The sequence below is a fragment of the Bacillus sp. FSL K6-1338 genome (genome assembly GCF_038006965.1).
Taxonomy (GTDB): Bacteria; Bacillota; Bacilli; order Bacillales; family Bacillaceae_G; genus Bacillus_A; species Bacillus_A thuringiensis_S.
In genome coordinates this window covers 4,028,227-4,043,157 of record NZ_JBBOWI010000001.1, presented here as the reverse complement: position 1 = coordinate 4,043,157, position 14,931 = coordinate 4,028,227, and the positions used below count along the sequence as shown (strand labels likewise).

Sequence of the window (14,931 nt, the reverse complement as noted above, 5' to 3'; positions counted from 1 at the left end):
AAAGGAGGTTTTTTTCATGGCTGAACATATGTTAGATATGGGTCAAGATACAACTCTTGGTAAAGTAGAAATTGCACCAGAAGTAATTGAAGTAATTGCAGGTATTGCAGCTGCTGAAGTAGAAGGTGTAGCGGCAATGCGCGGTAATTTTGCTACAGATGTTGTTGAGAAGTTAGGTAAGAAAAATCATGGTAAAGGTGTAAAGGTTGAATTAGCAAACGAAGATATTATCGTTGACCTTTATGTTGTAATGTATTTTGGTGTAGCAATTCCAGTTGTTGCTCAAAAGATTCAAGACAATATTCGCCAAGCGCTCTTTACAATGACAGGACTTGAGCCAAAAGAAGTGAATGTTCACATCGTTGGCGTAACATTCGAAACACAAAAAACAGAAATCGAACCAGTGTAAGAATGAAAAGGTGCCTAGTAACATAGGCATCTTTTTTATCGTTTCATTTCTTCACAAATTACAATCCTCTAATTATTATACTATTTCAAAAAATAAGAAATAAAAAAGAAAATGTGTCGTTTTTCCAAAAAACGTACATTGTGATAAGATATGGAACTTGAAGTTAATCTTTTTATTATTTTTCAGCCTTGTAACCCGTGTGTGAAACGATAAATTGTGTTATTATCATTGTATTATAAGGTTGGAAAATCAATGAAAACTGTAAGAGTAAGTGAATTGACGGCTTATAAATTATAATAATATAACAAAGTATAAGGAAAGACTTGAAGCATAAAGGAGAGTTACAATGAAACGTAGGACGGCTAGAGAAAGAGCAATGCAAGCATTATACCAAATGGATATTACAGGTGAATTAGAACCGAAAGTAGCAGTGGAAAACACGCTAGATGAAGGCGAAGAAACAAATGAGTTTCTAGAGTCACTTGTAGTGGGTTTTGTAGAAAATAAAGAAGCAATCGATGAAGCGATTCGTCAAAACTTAAAAAAGTGGAAGCTTGAGCGTATTAGTATTGTTGATCGCAGTATTTTACGTGTAGCTGTGTATGAAATGAAATACATGGAAGAAATTCCACACAACGTAACAATTAACGAAGCAATTGAAATTGCTAAAACATTTGGGGATGAGGAATCTCGTCGTTTTATTAACGGCGTTTTATCTAATATAAAAGATACACTGTAAATTCTTTAAGGGGGAATCTTAAAATGGTAGCAGTAATCATCAAAGGAAATGAAGTTGCGGAGAAAAAACGAGCACAATTAACAGAAGAAGTTGTGAAGTTGAAAGAGCAAGGGATTGTACCAGGATTAGCAGTTATTTTAGTTGGAGAAGATCCAGCATCTCGTTCTTATGTAAAAGGAAAAGAAAAAGGCTGTGAACAAGTAGGGATTTACTCAGAGCTAATTGAACTTCCTGAAACAATTACTGAGGAACGCTTGCTTGCTGAAATCGATCGCTTAAATGGCGATGACCGTATTAATGGCATATTAGTGCAATTACCTTTACCGAAACATATTGAAGAAAAAGCTATCATTGAAAGAATTTCACCAGAAAAGGATGTAGATGGATTTCACCCAATTAGCGTGGGACGTATGATGACGGGACAAGATACATTCCTTCCATGTACACCGCACGGTATTGTAGAATTAGTAAAAGAAACGAATCTTGATATTTCTGGAAAACATGTAGTAGTAATTGGAAGAAGTAATATTGTCGGTAAACCAGTGGGACAATTGTTCTTAAATGAAAATGCAACTGTCACATATTGTCATTCTAAGACGCAAAATATGAAAGAGTTATCGAAGTTAGCGGATATTTTAATCGTAGCTGTTGGACGACCTAAAATGATAACAGCGGATTATATTAAAGAAGGAGCGGTTGTAATTGACGTTGGTGTAAACCGTTTAGAAACAGGGAAACTTTGTGGTGATGTTGATTTTGACAACGTGTTAAATGTTGCGGGTTACATTACACCTGTGCCAAAGGGTGTTGGTCCAATGACAATCACAATGCTTCTTCATAATACTGTTGAATCTGCCAAACGTGCAGGTGTCGTTTGTAAATAATTTGAGTCGGCTATGAGGAGAGAGAAATGGAGAAGCAATATTTAACCGTTACAGCGTTAACACGCTATATAAAAACAAAAATAGAATATGATCCGCATTTGCAGTCTGTTTGGTTAAAAGGTGAAATTTCCAACTTTAAAAATCATAGCCGTGGCCACATGTATTTTACATTGAAAGATGAAAATGCAAGAATCGCAGCGGTTATGTTTGCGGGTCATAATCGTAATATTAAATTCAAACCTGAAAATGGGATGAAGGTACTCGTGAAAGGGAAAATCTCTGTTTACGAGGCGAGTGGTTCTTATCAAATTTATATTCAAGACATGCAGCCTGACGGAGTCGGAAATTTACATTTAGCGTACGAACAGTTAAAAGTTCGTTTAGAAGAAGAAGGACTTTTTTCTCAAGTTTATAAAAAAGCAATTCCTCCTTACGCTAAAACAATAGGTGTGATTACGTCGCCAACAGGAGCAGCGATTCGTGATATTATAACAACGATTAAACGTCGTTATCCAATTGGGAATGTTATTGTATTTCCGGTACTTGTACAAGGGGAGTCAGCGGCTCCCTCGATTGTACAAGCGATTCGTACAGCGAATGAAATGGGAGAGATAGATGTACTAATCGTTGGCCGTGGTGGAGGTTCTATTGAGGAATTATGGGCTTTCAATGAGGAAATGGTTGCAAGAGCAATCTTTAAGAGTGAAATTCCTATTATTTCGGCAGTAGGCCATGAAACGGATTTTACAATCGCAGATTTTGTTGCAGATTTACGCGCGCCAACACCGACTGCAGCAGCTGAGCTGGCAGCACCTAACATTATAGAGTTACAAGAAAAGGTATTGCAAAGAACTCTGAGATTGCAAAGAGCGATGAGAGAGTTAGTACATAAAAAAGAAGAAAAACTACAAGTGTTGCAAAAATCGTATGCGTTCCGTTATCCAAGACAAGTATATGAGCAAAAGGAAGAGCAATTAGATAGAGCGCTAGAACAGCTTGTTTTAGCGAAAGAGCGCTATATTGATAAAAAGGTGAATCAGTTAAAGCAACTTTCATTTTATTTAGAGAAGCACCACCCATCTCAAAAAATTATGCAAACAAAGGTAGCTGTTGAAACGTTGCAAAAGCAATTACAACGTGAAATGCAAACGTTACTTCAAACGAAAGAATTTGCCTTTGTAAGAGCTGCTCAAAAACTTGAAGCGTTAAGTCCGCTTAAAGTAATGATGAGAGGGTACGGGCTTGTATATGATGAAGAGAAGCAAGTGTTAAAAAGTGTGAAAGATGTAAGCCTTGGAGATGCTGTTTCAGTTCAATTACAAGATGGAATACTAGATTGTAGCGTATCAGGCATAGAGGAGCGTGAATTGAATAATGGAAAATAAATTAAGCTTTGAAGAGGCAATTTCGCAACTTGAGCATCTTGTTTCTAAGCTAGAACAAGGTGACGTACCGTTAGAAGAAGCGATTTCTTATTTTAAAGAGGGCATGGAATTATCTAAGCTTTGTGATGAGAAGTTGAAGAATGTACAAGAACAAATGGCAGTTATTCTTGGGGAAGATGGAGAGCTTGAACCGTTTACTGCTGTAGGAGATGAAGCATAGTGACGATTGCTTTTGATACTTTTTTGAAAGAAAGTAAAACTTTCGTAGAAGAGAAACTTGTAAGCTATGCAAATGAATTACAATGTCCAAATGTACTTCGTGAAGCGATGGCATATTCTTTGGAAGCGGGTGGAAAACGTCTCCGCCCGTTACTTTTGTTTGCAACATTACAAGCGTTTGGGAAAGAAAGAAATCTTGGAGTAGGTGCAGCTTGTGCTCTTGAAATGATTCATACATATTCTTTAGTTCATGATGATTTACCTTGTATGGATGATGATGATTTAAGAAGAGGAAAACCCACAAATCACAAAGTATTTGGTGAAGCGATGGCAGTTTTAGCAGGAGATGGCTTATTGACGTATGCTTTTCAAGTAATTATGGCATATGAGCAAAAAGAAATTTCTGCCGAAAAAAAAGTAAGACTTGTACTTGAACTTGCAAAAGCAGCAGGACCAGAAGGAATGGTTGGCGGACAAGTGGCAGATATGGAAGCTGAAGGGAAACGCCTTACGATTGATGAATTGGAGTACATCCATAAACATAAGACGGGAAAACTGCTTGAATTTGCTGTGCTTGCGGGTGCGATACTTTCTGATGCGACAGAAGAGCAAGAAGAAAAGTTGCTTACGTTTGCCAAATATATCGGTCTAGCTTTCCAAATTCGAGATGATATTTTAGATGTCGAAGGAACCGAAGAAGAGATTGGGAAACCGATTGGTAGTGATCTTTCTAACGAAAAGAGTACATATACGACGTTGTTTACTGTAGATAGAGCAAAGGATATTTTAGAAGAAACAATTGCAGAAGCAAAAGGTGCGATTAGCTCCTTGCAATTACAAGATGAATATTTACTATCTATTTGCGATTTAATTGCAAAACGTAATAACTAATATAACAGCGTTTTCATTTGTTGAGTCATTTATCATTTTATGATATAACTGTAGGAAAAGGTTTTTCTTTTCTTGTTATTGGCAAAAATATATGTAGATTACATTGCCGTTATCACTTCGTGTTAGCGGCTATTTTTTTCATCGCCTAAAGAAATATGGTTTATAATAGGATTAGGGCGCAATAGACTGGTTAATAGCGGGACAAGACGAAAAATAGAAAAGAGAATTTCTTGTTTTGTGTAAATGTTTTTTATAATATTTGACATGTTGACAGATTATGAAATGAAAGTGAGTGATCCATGTGGATCTAACGCAAATTCAAAACCCTAGTTTTTTGAAAGATATGTCTATCAGTGAACTAGAGGGATTGAGTGAGGATATTCGTAAGTTTTTAATTGAAGAGCTCTCTCAAACAGGTGGACATATTGCGCCTAATTTAGGTGTAGTAGAACTCACAATTGCTCTGCATAAATTATTTGATAGCCCGCAAGATAAATTTTTATGGGATGTAGGACATCAATCCTATGTACATAAAATTTTAACTGGACGCGCGAAAGAGTTTGGTACATTAAGGCAATATCAAGGCCTATGTGGTTTTCCGAAACGTTGTGAGAGTGAGCACGACGTATGGGAAACTGGTCATAGCTCGACATCGTTATCGGCTGCAATGGGAATGGCTCTGGCACGTGATTTAAAGAAAACGAAAGAATATGTTATACCAATTATTGGAGATGGTGCTTTAACAGGCGGAATGGCTTTAGAGGCATTGAACCATATTGGACATGAAAAGACAGATATGATTGTTATTTTGAATGATAATGAAATGTCAATTGCACCAAACGTTGGTGCGCTCCATAATGTACTTGGTCGTTTACGTACCGCAGGAAAATATCACTGGGTAAAAGATGAATTAGAGTATATATTAAAGAAAATCCCAGCAGTTGGCGGGAAAGTGGCTGCGACAGCAGAGAAAATAAAAGATAGTCTTAAATATTTACTAGTATCTGGTGTCTTTTTCGAAGAGTTAGGCTTTACATATTTAGGTCCAGTCGATGGGCATGATTATGAAAAGCTATTCGAAACGTTGCAATATGCAAAGAAAACAAAAGGCCCAGTGCTTGTTCACGTTATTACGAAAAAAGGAAAAGGTTATAAACCGGCCGAGAGTGACGTTATTGGAACTTGGCATGGAACAGGACCTTATAAAATTGAATCAGGTGACTTTGTTAAGCCGAAAGAAGTTGCACCAGCATGGAGTGCTGTTGTTAGTGAAACAGTACTTAAGCTAGCGAGAGCGGATGAGCGTATCGTAGCAATTACACCTGCAATGCCTGTTGGATCAAAACTTGAGAAATTCCAAAAAGAATTCCCAAATCGTATGATTGATGTAGGTATTGCAGAACAGCATGCTACAACGATGGCAGCAGGTATGGCAACGCAAGGAATGAAGCCATTCTTAGCAATTTATTCGACATTTCTACAAAGAGCATATGACCAAGTTGTTCATGATATATGCCGCCAAAATTTAAATGTTTTCATTGGAATAGATCGCTCAGGATTAGTAGGAGCAGATGGTGAAACGCATCAAGGCGTATTTGATATCTCATTCTTACGTCACTTGCCAAATATGGTGCTTATGATGCCGAAAGATGAAAATGAAGGGCAACATTTAGTTTATACGGCGATGCAATATGAAGATGGACCAATCGCATTGCGTTATGCGCGCGGTAATGGACTTGGCGTTCATATGGATGAAGAATTAAAGGCGATTCCGATCGGTACGTGGGAGACGTTAAAAGAGGGTACACAAGCAGCTATTTTAACGTTTGGTACGACAATACCAATGGCGATGGAAGCCGCTGAGCGTCTTGAAAAAGCTGGAGTTTCAGTGAAAGTAGTGAATGCTCGCTTTATTAAACCAATGGATGAAGCATATTTACATGATCTTCTAGGAAAGAATATACCGATTTTAACGATTGAAGAAGCTTGTTTAATTGGTGGTTTTGGAACAGGAGTAGTTGAATTTGCATCTGAAAATGGTTACCATAGTGCATTAGTTGAACGAATGGGTATTCCAGACCGCTTCATAGAGCACGGAAGTGTAACAAAATTATTAGAAGAAATTGGTTTAACGACAGATGCTGTCGTAGACCGTATTCATACAATGATTCCATCAAAACAAAAAAGGGCGTAACAAATGAGCGTAAAAAAAGAAAGAGTAGATGTACTATTAGTAGAGCGAGGACTTATAGAAACGCGTGAGAAAGCAAAGCGCGCCATTATGGCGGGACTCGTATATGCAAATGAAATGAGACTTGATAAGCCAGGAGAGAAAATCTCGCAAGATACTGAGATTACGGTGAAGGGACAAGTTATGCCGTATGTAAGTCGTGGTGGTTATAAACTTGAAAAGGCATTAGAGACATTTCATCTTGATTTACAAGATAAAGTTATGATAGATATTGGTTCATCAACTGGTGGCTTTACAGATTGTGCGCTTCAAAATGGAGCGAAATTATCTTATGCATTAGATGTAGGATACAATCAACTAGCGTGGAAATTACGTCAAGATGAGCGTGTTGTTGTAATGGAACGAACAAATTTCCGTTACGTGACACCAGCAGACTTAGAACGTGGTTTACCTCAATTTGCAAGTATTGATGTTTCATTTATATCATTAAAGCTTATACTGCCAGTTTTAAAAACAATGCTTATGCCTAACGGAGATGTAGCGGCGTTAATTAAACCACAGTTTGAAGCTGGAAGAGAGCAAGTTGGGAAAAAAGGTATCGTTCGTGATAGAAAAGTACATGAAGCTGTTGTAGAAATGATTGTCGAGTTTGCTTTAAAAGAAGGCTATGATGTGGAAGGTTTAACATTTTCACCAATTACGGGTGGAGACGGTAATATTGAATTTTTAATTCATCTGAAATGGCATGGTGAACGTGAGAATGGCGAAAATCATTCTCCGATTTCTATAGAGCAAGTTGTTACAGAAGCGCATGACGTTCTAAAACAAAAAGGGAAAGGGGAATAACATATGTTGTTCCTCTTTTTGCTGTAATTGTATAATGATTGTAAAAACAATTGTGTACAAGAAACGAATTATAAGTTAACATAAATAAGTGAAGTATACCAATGTTTAAACTATGGTAAGAGATAGTGTGAGGTGCAAATGTATGAATAAAGGTCAGCGCCATATTAAAATCAGGGAAATTATTGCAAACAAAGAAATTGAAACACAAGATGAATTAGTTGATATTTTACGTAATGAGGGATTTAATGTAACGCAAGCAACAGTATCGCGCGATATTAAAGAACTGCACTTAGTGAAGGTGCCATTACATGATGGGCGCTATAAATATAGCTTGCCAGCAGATCAACGATTTAACCCGTTACAAAAATTAAAACGAAATCTAGTGGATTCATTTGTAAAATTAGACACGGCAGGACATATGCTTGTGCTAAAAACATTGCCTGGTAACGCTCATTCACTTGGAGCACTTATTGATCGTTTAGAGTGGGATGAGATCATCGGAACCATCTGTGGTGATGATACTTGCTTAATTATTTGCCGTACACCTGACGATACAGGTGTTGTCTCTGATCGTTTCTTAAATATGTTGTAACAAAAAATCTTGTTTGCTTTCCATCGTAAAGTGGAAAGTGAACAAGATATTTTTATTGGTTAAAAATATGAATTTTCAATTGTAATATAATATTTTGTTTGCATAAAGTTAGAAAATAGATGGATTGACCCGTAAAACAAATGTTTGGTACAATGAAGCGGGTTAGAAGAGTATATACATACAAATATATAACATGATTATTTGAATGAAGAACTGAGAAAATCCTTTAGTAAGGGATTATTTTATAACGAGGTGAATGGGGCATTGTTATCGGAATTATCGATTAGAAACTTTGCTATTATTGAAGCATTAAATATTTCTTTTCAAAAAGGTTTAACGGTTTTAAGCGGTGAAACAGGGGCCGGAAAATCGATTATTATTGATGCGATTAGTTTACTTGTAGGTGGCCGTGGATCAGCAGAATTTGTTCGATATGGAACAGAAAAGGCTGAGATTGAAGGGCTATTTTATGTTGAAGATGAGAAGCATCCATGTATTGAAAAGGCAGAAGAGTTAGATATAGAAATAGAAGATGGCATGATTATTTTAAAGCGTGATATTGCTGCGAACGGAAAGAGTGTATGTCGTGTAAATGGGAAGCTTGTTACACTTAGCATATTAAAAGAAATTGGGAAATCACTTGTTGATATTCATGGACAGCACGAAACACAAGATTTAATGAATGAAGAACGACATCTGTTTATGCTTGATCACTTTGATGGGGATCGAATCGTTAAACAATTAGACATATATCAAAATGTATACGCTGACTATGAAAAATTAAAAAAACAATTGAAATCGTTAAGTGAAAATGAACAACAAATGGCACATCGCTTAGATTTAATTCAATTTCAGCATGAAGAAATTCGCAAGGCAGATTTAAAGATGGATGAAGAAAATGAATTAACTGAGGAACGATTGCAAATTTCTAATTTTGAAAAGATTTATAAAGCGTTAGGTGATGCATATCGTTCGTTAAGTGCCGACGGACAAGGGTTAGATAATGTAAGAAGTGCAATGGGACAAATGGAAAGTATTACACATTTAGATGAAATGTATCAAGAGAATTATGATTCAATTGCAAATAGCTATTACTTATTAGAAGAGGTTGCCTATCAACTGAGAGAAAAGCTCGATATGATGGAATATGATCCAAATCGTTTAGATGAAATCGAAACACGTTTGAATGAAATTCGTATGCTAAAGAGAAAATATGGAAATACTGTAGAAGAGATTTTAGCGTATGCAGATAAAATTGAACAGGAAATTTTTACAATTGAAAATAAAGACGTTCATATTGAAACGACGAAGAAACAGTTGAAGGAATTAGAGAGTGTTATTCTGAAAGAAGCAACGTTGTTAAGTAATATGCGTCATGAGCTTGCAGAACATCTTACAAATGCAATTCATCAGGAATTAAAAGAATTATATATGGAAAAAACGAAATTTGAAGTGCGAATTATGAAGAGAGCAGGAAATGCAGAAGAACCCCTTGTGGAAGGTGCACCGGTAAGACTTACGGTGGATGGTTACGATCATGTGGAATTTTATATTTCAACGAACCCAGGAGAGCCGCTAAAACCACTTTCAAAGGTTGCTTCTGGCGGAGAGTTATCTCGTATTATTTTAGCTTTAAAAAGCATTTTTTCTAAGCATCAAGGGGTTGCATCTGTTATTTTTGATGAAGTGGATACGGGTGTAAGTGGCCGAGTCGCACAGGCTATTGCGGAAAAAATTTATCGAGTATCAGTAAACTCGCAAGTACTTTGTATTACGCACTTACCTCAAGTAGCTTCAATGGCGGATTCACATTTATTTATTCGAAAACAAGTAGCGAATGATCGGACAATTACATCAGTTACTGTTTTAACTATGGAGGATAAAGTAACAGAAATAGCTCGAATGATTTCTGGTGTAGAAATCACAGATTTAACGACAGAGCATGCGAAAGAATTACTTACGCAAGCGCATCATTTTAAACAGACAGCAGAGGCTATCCAGTAATGGATAGCTTTTTTTCTCAAATGACGATTTCTTAATTCTTCCGGTTATAAATAATGCACTGCAAGGAGAGATTAAAAAGTGAAGCCAAGAGGCTGAATGTGGGGTAGGAGCGAGGAGAGTGAACAAGTTGAAATTAGAAAAATTTCGAAAAATAATAGGTCTTTGTCTCCTTGTTTCTTTAGTTTTTATTGGATGTTTTAAACCGCTTCGAACGTTTATTTCATCACCGAAACAACTTGTTGTTTTTGAAGGACAACAATCAGAAATATCATCATTACCAGTTTTCAAAGCTTCATCCACAAATCGTCATGTATTTACAGTGAGTTCGAATGAACAAAAACAAGGACTTATGGTAAATTCTCATCAAAATGGTGAAGCTGATATGGTATTTCAGCTTGCTGGTTTTCCAGTGAAAAAAGTAAATGTGAAAGTGTTAAAAGATTTTAAAGTAATTCCAGGTGGACAATCAATTGGTGTGAAATTAAATACAAAAGGTGTACTTGTTGTAGGCCATCATTTAATTCAAACTGAAAAGGGTAAAATATCTCCTGGTGAAACAGCAGGTGTACAAATTGGAGATATGATTACTGAAATTAATGGTAAAACAATTGAAAGAATGAGTGATGTAGCACCGTTTATTCATAATAGTGGAGAAACAGGTGAACCGCTTAATCTTGTATTGTTAAGAGATGGAAAATATATTCGTACGAAGCTAACTCCACAAAAAGACAACGGTGAATCGTCTTATCGAATTGGCTTGTATATCCGTGATTCGGCAGCTGGAATTGGAACGATGACATTTGTTCATCCAGATTCTATGAAATACGGGGCACTTGGTCATGTTATTTCTGATAATGATACGAAAAAGCCGATTCAAGTCGAAGATGGACAAATTATGCGCTCGACAGTCACATCAATTGAAAGAGGTAGTCATGGGAATCCAGGGGAGAAATTAGCAAGATTCTCACCAGATCGTGAAGTGATTGGCAATATTACAATTAATAGTCCATATGGTATTTTTGGCAAATTAAATACGAATATGAAAAACGGTATAATGGATAAAGCGATGCCTATCGCATTATCTCATCAAGTAAAAGAAGGACCGGCAAAAATATTAACAGTTATTGATCAAGATAAAGTAGAAGCGTTTGATATTGAAGTTGTTAGTACAGTGCAACAAAAATTCCCAGCCACAAAGGGTATGGTAATAAAAGTAACAGATAAACGTCTATTAGCGAAAACGGGCGGTATCGTACAAGGGATGAGCGGAAGTCCAATTGTACAAAATGGAAAAGTAATTGGTGCTGTTACGCATGTATTTGTAAATGATCCAACATCAGGATATGGTGTTCATATTGAATGGATGTTACATCAAGCTGGAATTAATATTTATGATCAAGAGAAAAAAGCGAGCTAATATATATATTAGCTCGCTTTTTCTGTTGAAAAATTCGTTGAAATTTTGTAAAAGCTCCGCAAGAGGTGTTTTTTGTTGTAAAATAAAAGAAAAGGGTTGAACGTTTCGTTGTATTTCTATGATGGAATGTGTTGCGAAAGGGAATAAATGAACGATAAACATATTTTTTTGTGATTTTATCGGAAAGTAAGAAACTTTAAAAGGGAATTTTCACACAATTGTCGAACAATTCATGTAGCCTAGAAGGATACACATGTCGGAGAATCGATTCGGTAAGGGAGGAAAAGCTGTGGAGAAAATTAAAGTATGTCTTGTGGATGATAATAAAGAACTAGTATCAATGTTAGAGAGCTATGTAGCTGCTCAAGATGATATGGAAGTAATCGGTACTGCTTATAATGGTCAAGAGTGTTTAAACTTATTAGCAGATAAGCAACCTGATGTACTCGTTTTAGACATTATTATGCCACACTTAGATGGTTTAGCTGTATTGGAAAAAATGCGACATATTGAAAGGTTAAAACAGCCTAGCGTAATTATGTTGACAGCATTCGGGCAAGAAGATGTGACGAAAAAAGCAGTTGACTTAGGTGCCTCATATTTCATATTAAAACCATTTGATATGGAGAATTTAACGAGTCATATTCGTCAAGTGAGTGGTAAAGCAAACGCTATGATTAAACGTCCACTACCATCATTCCGATCAGCAACAACAGTAGATGGAAAACCGAAAAACTTAGATGCGAGTATTACGAGTATCATTCATGAAATTGGTGTACCCGCTCATATTAAAGGATATATGTATTTACGAGAAGCAATCTCCATGGTATACAACGATATCGAATTATTAGGATCGATTACGAAAGTATTGTATCCAGATATCGCAAAGAAATATAATACAACAGCAAGCCGTGTGGAGCGCGCAATTCGTCACGCGATTGAAGTAGCGTGGAGCCGTGGGAATATTGATTCTATTTCGTCCTTATTCGGTTATACAGTGTCCATGTCAAAAGCAAAACCTACGAATTCTGAGTTTATCGCAATGGTTGCGGATAAGCTGAGACTTGAACATAAAGCTAGCTGAGAGTAGAAGTAGAAAAGGGTTTTTGTTTTAGTAAAACCGATGCATGCTGGAACTCTATACTCGACAGTAATTTTAAAACTAATAAACTTTTTAATGAAAGACCAATGAATGTTATAATTCGTTGGTTTTTTTATTTTGTTTAGAAAAAGAGATTATTTGATATTATGGAAAATAAAACCTATTTTTAGTAATATTACATGTAAGTGAGTTTTTTTATAAGACAATTAAATAGATATAGATAGGGGGAAGGGGAATGAAAAATAAAATTTCAACTTGGCTAGGAATAGTAGCAGCTATGGGAGTTCTTGCTATTGCAGTTACATTTGGGATGTTAGAACTTGCCGATAATCCAGTAGATAAAGAAGTGAGCGCTCAAATAGATAAAAAAGAAGACCAAACAATAGTAGGTAGAGAGGTAGATGGGGTCTTTGTTGATGTGTATGTTACTGAAAATTCTACTGAAAGAGAAGTCATTACAGCGATGCATCGCATGACTCATCAAAAAGTGGTGGCAGAACGAAAATCGGGCTCTATCCCAATGATTCAAAATAATGCTAAAAAATTAAAAGAAATCATAAATAAGAGTAGCTTTTCGAAGAAAAATGAGCTATTAGCAATTGCTAATAGATGGGCACAAAAAGATTTTAGTAAAATTGTAGAAGATCACAATTATTTCTCGGATGTTCAAGAAGATAACGTTTGTAAAGCAACTAGAGCGATGGATGCGGTAGAAGAGCAACATTATATTTTAACTACATTCGGGGAGGAAAAAGCGAAAGAACTATACGAATCAGGGGATGCTCCGCACGTTCAATAAAAAATAATATAAAGGGCTTCTAGTTTTTTATGATCGTGTTTAAGGACGCAATGGGGGCTTATAAATAAATAGTCTGCTTTCTTTATGATTTGTAACAAAAATAATAAAGGAACGGCTAAATCGCATCGTAGCACATCTGTTAAAGGATTTTAGCAGGGAAGTCATCCGTGATATAATAGAAAATAATAAAAAGCCCTGCAAAACAGGACTGTATTATTCTTCGTCTTTATTTTGTTTTTCTAATTCAACTAGCTTTTGAATTAAAATGTGTTGCGGCATATGCATGAGTTGTTCAAGTGGAACACCTAGTGCTTTTGATAAGCGGAATGCAGTATCTGGAGAAATTTGCAATGGTCTCATAGAAGTACCTCCTTTTTCGTATAGTATAGCATAAGATTGGGGGAGTGAGGATGACTCTTATATTTGCGCATCGTGGTGCGGCTGGAACGTACCCAGAAAATACAATGCTTTCATTTGAAGCGGCTGAGTCTTTTAGAGCGGATGGAATTGAACTTGATGTTCAATTAACGAAAGATGGAAAAGTTGTCGTCATTCATGATGAAACGGTGGACCGGACTACAAATGGAAAAGGTGCGGTTCGGAATTATGTATATGAGGACTTATGTAAGTTAGATGCAAGTTATAAATTTGGTGATAAAGTAGGTTTTTGTAAAATACCACTTTTAGAAGAGGTATTAGAGTGGCTTGAACAAACGAGTTTGCTACTTAATATTGAACTTAAAAATAATAAAATTCCATATAGAGGTTTAGAGGAAGAAGTTATAACGCTTGTACGGAAATTTAGTTTAGAGGATCGCGTTGTATTTTCTTCGTTTAATCACTACAGTATGAAACGGTGCCATATGATGGCTCCTGATATTCAAACTGCAATTTTATATCGCGAAGGTTTGCATAGTCCGTGGGCATACGCGAAAAAAATGGGGGCTACAGCAGTACATCCGAATTATCGTTACCTTCAAGATGCTATTGCTGAACTAACTATGGAAAGTGGTGTAGAGGTTCGTCCTTATACAATTAATGAAGAAACGCTTATGCGTAAATATTTTGATATGAATATATCGGCGATTATTACTGATTACCCTGAAACGGCAAGAACGTTATTGCCGATAAAAAAATGAGACCGCGTGTAACGGTCTCATTTTTTTATTTATAAATAGTGGGGCATTCCTATCTTCTGAAGCGAGCTTGTACTTTATTTCGTTTACGATCTCGGTGTACGACGAAGCCACCAAAAATATAAAACCCGAGCCCGAAGCAGAGAGCGCCGATTAAAAATTGTAACCACAGTATAGAGATTGGTGGAAATAGAATCCCGAATACAGTATCTCTCATTAACTTTATACCAAACACAGCTAATGAAATAGGGATGAGTGCTAATGATAGAGCAAGGTAACGCTGCATATAAACGCTCCTTTTCAGATTATTTTGTTTA

16 protein-coding genes are annotated in these 14,931 nt (G+C 36.3%); 14 read left to right on the top strand and 2 right to left on the bottom strand.

All coding sequences use genetic code 11. The features are described from left to right. Positions 1–16: 16 nt before the first annotated feature. The 13 genes from NZ044_RS20615 (at position 17) to NZ044_RS20555 (ending at position 13,478) form a co-directional block, all read left to right on the top strand. The gene (locus tag NZ044_RS20615) at positions 17–409 is read left to right on the top strand and encodes an Asp23/Gls24 family envelope stress response protein (RefSeq protein ID WP_000807630.1); all 393 of its coding nucleotides are present in this window, start codon (positions 17–19) and stop codon (positions 407–409) included. 346 nt (positions 410–755) lie between these two features. Next, positions 756–1,148, top strand: a complete 393-nt coding sequence (gene nusB, locus NZ044_RS20610; RefSeq protein WP_000830247.1) for a N utilization substance protein NusB — start codon at positions 756–758, stop codon at positions 1,146–1,148. A gap of 23 nt (positions 1,149–1,171) precedes the next feature. Next, positions 1,172–2,032, top strand: a complete 861-nt coding sequence (gene folD / locus NZ044_RS20605) for a bifunctional methylenetetrahydrofolate dehydrogenase/methenyltetrahydrofolate cyclohydrolase FolD (RefSeq protein WP_000226733.1) — start codon at positions 1,172–1,174, stop codon at positions 2,030–2,032. 26 nt (positions 2,033–2,058) lie between these two features. After that, positions 2,059–3,417: an exodeoxyribonuclease VII large subunit gene (xseA, locus tag NZ044_RS20600; RefSeq protein WP_000415249.1), complete on the top strand. Its 1,359-nt coding sequence runs from the start codon at positions 2,059–2,061 to the stop codon at positions 3,415–3,417. Continuing rightward, the gene (gene xseB, locus NZ044_RS20595; RefSeq protein WP_000428424.1) at positions 3,407–3,637 is read left to right on the top strand and encodes an exodeoxyribonuclease VII small subunit; all 231 of its coding nucleotides are present in this window, start codon (positions 3,407–3,409) and stop codon (positions 3,635–3,637) included. Before xseA ends, xseB begins: the two co-directional genes overlap by 11 nt. Beyond that, positions 3,637–4,527 carry a (2E,6E)-farnesyl diphosphate synthase gene (gene ispA, locus NZ044_RS20590; protein WP_000150374.1) on the top strand — a complete coding sequence of 297 codons (891 nt, stop codon included), beginning with the start codon at positions 3,637–3,639 and terminating at the stop codon, positions 4,525–4,527. Before xseB ends, ispA begins: the two co-directional genes overlap by 1 nt. A 301-nt stretch (positions 4,528–4,828) precedes the next feature. After that, positions 4,829–6,721 (top strand): 1-deoxy-D-xylulose-5-phosphate synthase, encoded by a 1,893-nt coding sequence (gene dxs, locus NZ044_RS20585; protein ID WP_000366457.1) that lies wholly within the window; start codon positions 4,829–4,831, stop codon positions 6,719–6,721. A 3-nt stretch (positions 6,722–6,724) separates the two neighbouring features. Continuing rightward, positions 6,725–7,564, top strand: coding sequence for a TlyA family RNA methyltransferase (locus NZ044_RS20580; protein WP_000111874.1), 840 nt, complete (start codon positions 6,725–6,727; stop codon positions 7,562–7,564). A 142-nt stretch (positions 7,565–7,706) separates the two neighbouring features. After that, the gene (argR, locus tag NZ044_RS20575) at positions 7,707–8,156 is read left to right on the top strand and encodes an arginine repressor ArgR (RefSeq protein ID WP_118961570.1); all 450 of its coding nucleotides are present in this window, start codon (positions 7,707–7,709) and stop codon (positions 8,154–8,156) included. A 264-nt stretch (positions 8,157–8,420) separates the two neighbouring features. Continuing rightward, positions 8,421–10,160: a DNA repair protein RecN gene (recN, locus tag NZ044_RS20570; RefSeq protein WP_000947759.1), complete on the top strand. Its 1,740-nt coding sequence runs from the start codon at positions 8,421–8,423 to the stop codon at positions 10,158–10,160. A 118-nt stretch (positions 10,161–10,278) separates the two neighbouring features. Next, entirely contained in the window at positions 10,279–11,577 is a 1,299-nt protein-coding gene (spoIVB, locus tag NZ044_RS20565; RefSeq protein ID WP_002000940.1) for a SpoIVB peptidase, read from the top strand. A gap of 289 nt (positions 11,578–11,866) precedes the next feature. Then, positions 11,867–12,661: a sporulation transcription factor Spo0A gene (gene spo0A / locus NZ044_RS20560; protein WP_014894889.1), complete on the top strand. Its 795-nt coding sequence runs from the start codon at positions 11,867–11,869 to the stop codon at positions 12,659–12,661. Between the two features lie 253 nt (positions 12,662–12,914). After that, positions 12,915–13,478 carry a PRK06770 family protein gene (locus NZ044_RS20555; protein WP_000791083.1) on the top strand — a complete coding sequence of 188 codons (564 nt, stop codon included), beginning with the start codon at positions 12,915–12,917 and terminating at the stop codon, positions 13,476–13,478. A gap of 213 nt (positions 13,479–13,691) precedes the next feature. On the opposite strand, the gene NZ044_RS20550 is transcribed toward NZ044_RS20555, so the two are convergent. Continuing rightward, positions 13,692–13,838: a YycC family protein gene (locus tag NZ044_RS20550; RefSeq protein WP_001247670.1), complete on the bottom strand. Its 147-nt coding sequence runs from the start codon at positions 13,836–13,838 to the stop codon at positions 13,692–13,694. Between the two features lie 50 nt (positions 13,839–13,888). On the opposite strand from NZ044_RS20550, the gene NZ044_RS20545 reads away from it, so the two are divergent. Then, on the top strand, positions 13,889–14,617 hold the full coding sequence (locus NZ044_RS20545) for a glycerophosphodiester phosphodiesterase (RefSeq protein WP_000172594.1): 729 nt from the start codon (positions 13,889–13,891) through the stop codon (positions 14,615–14,617). A 49-nt stretch (positions 14,618–14,666) separates the two neighbouring features. Here NZ044_RS20545 and NZ044_RS20540 read toward each other — a convergent pair whose 3' ends face one another. Further along, positions 14,667–14,900: a DUF2627 domain-containing protein gene (locus NZ044_RS20540; protein ID WP_001190195.1), complete on the bottom strand. Its 234-nt coding sequence runs from the start codon at positions 14,898–14,900 to the stop codon at positions 14,667–14,669. Positions 14,901–14,931: the final 31 nt, after the last annotated feature.

Coding starts and splice junctions, on each gene's coding strand:
- argR (WP_118961570.1), top strand. CDS start 7,707: ATGAATAAAGGTCAGCGCCATATTAAAATCAGGGAAATTATTGCAAAC.
- xseA (WP_000415249.1), top strand. CDS start 2,059: ATGGAGAAGCAATATTTAACCGTTACAGCGTTAACACGCTATATAAAA.
- NZ044_RS20540 (WP_001190195.1), bottom strand. CDS start 14,900: ATGCAGCGTTACCTTGCTCTATCATTAGCACTCATCCCTATTTCATTA.
- NZ044_RS20580 (WP_000111874.1), top strand. CDS start 6,725: ATGAGCGTAAAAAAAGAAAGAGTAGATGTACTATTAGTAGAGCGAGGA.
- folD (WP_000226733.1), top strand. CDS start 1,172: ATGGTAGCAGTAATCATCAAAGGAAATGAAGTTGCGGAGAAAAAACGA.
- NZ044_RS20615 (WP_000807630.1), top strand. CDS start 17: ATGGCTGAACATATGTTAGATATGGGTCAAGATACAACTCTTGGTAAA.
- NZ044_RS20545 (WP_000172594.1), top strand. CDS start 13,889: ATGACTCTTATATTTGCGCATCGTGGTGCGGCTGGAACGTACCCAGAA.
- nusB (WP_000830247.1), top strand. CDS start 756: ATGAAACGTAGGACGGCTAGAGAAAGAGCAATGCAAGCATTATACCAA.
- NZ044_RS20555 (WP_000791083.1), top strand. CDS start 12,915: ATGAAAAATAAAATTTCAACTTGGCTAGGAATAGTAGCAGCTATGGGA.
- NZ044_RS20550 (WP_001247670.1), bottom strand. CDS start 13,838: ATGAGACCATTGCAAATTTCTCCAGATACTGCATTCCGCTTATCAAAA.
- xseB (WP_000428424.1), top strand. CDS start 3,407: ATGGAAAATAAATTAAGCTTTGAAGAGGCAATTTCGCAACTTGAGCAT.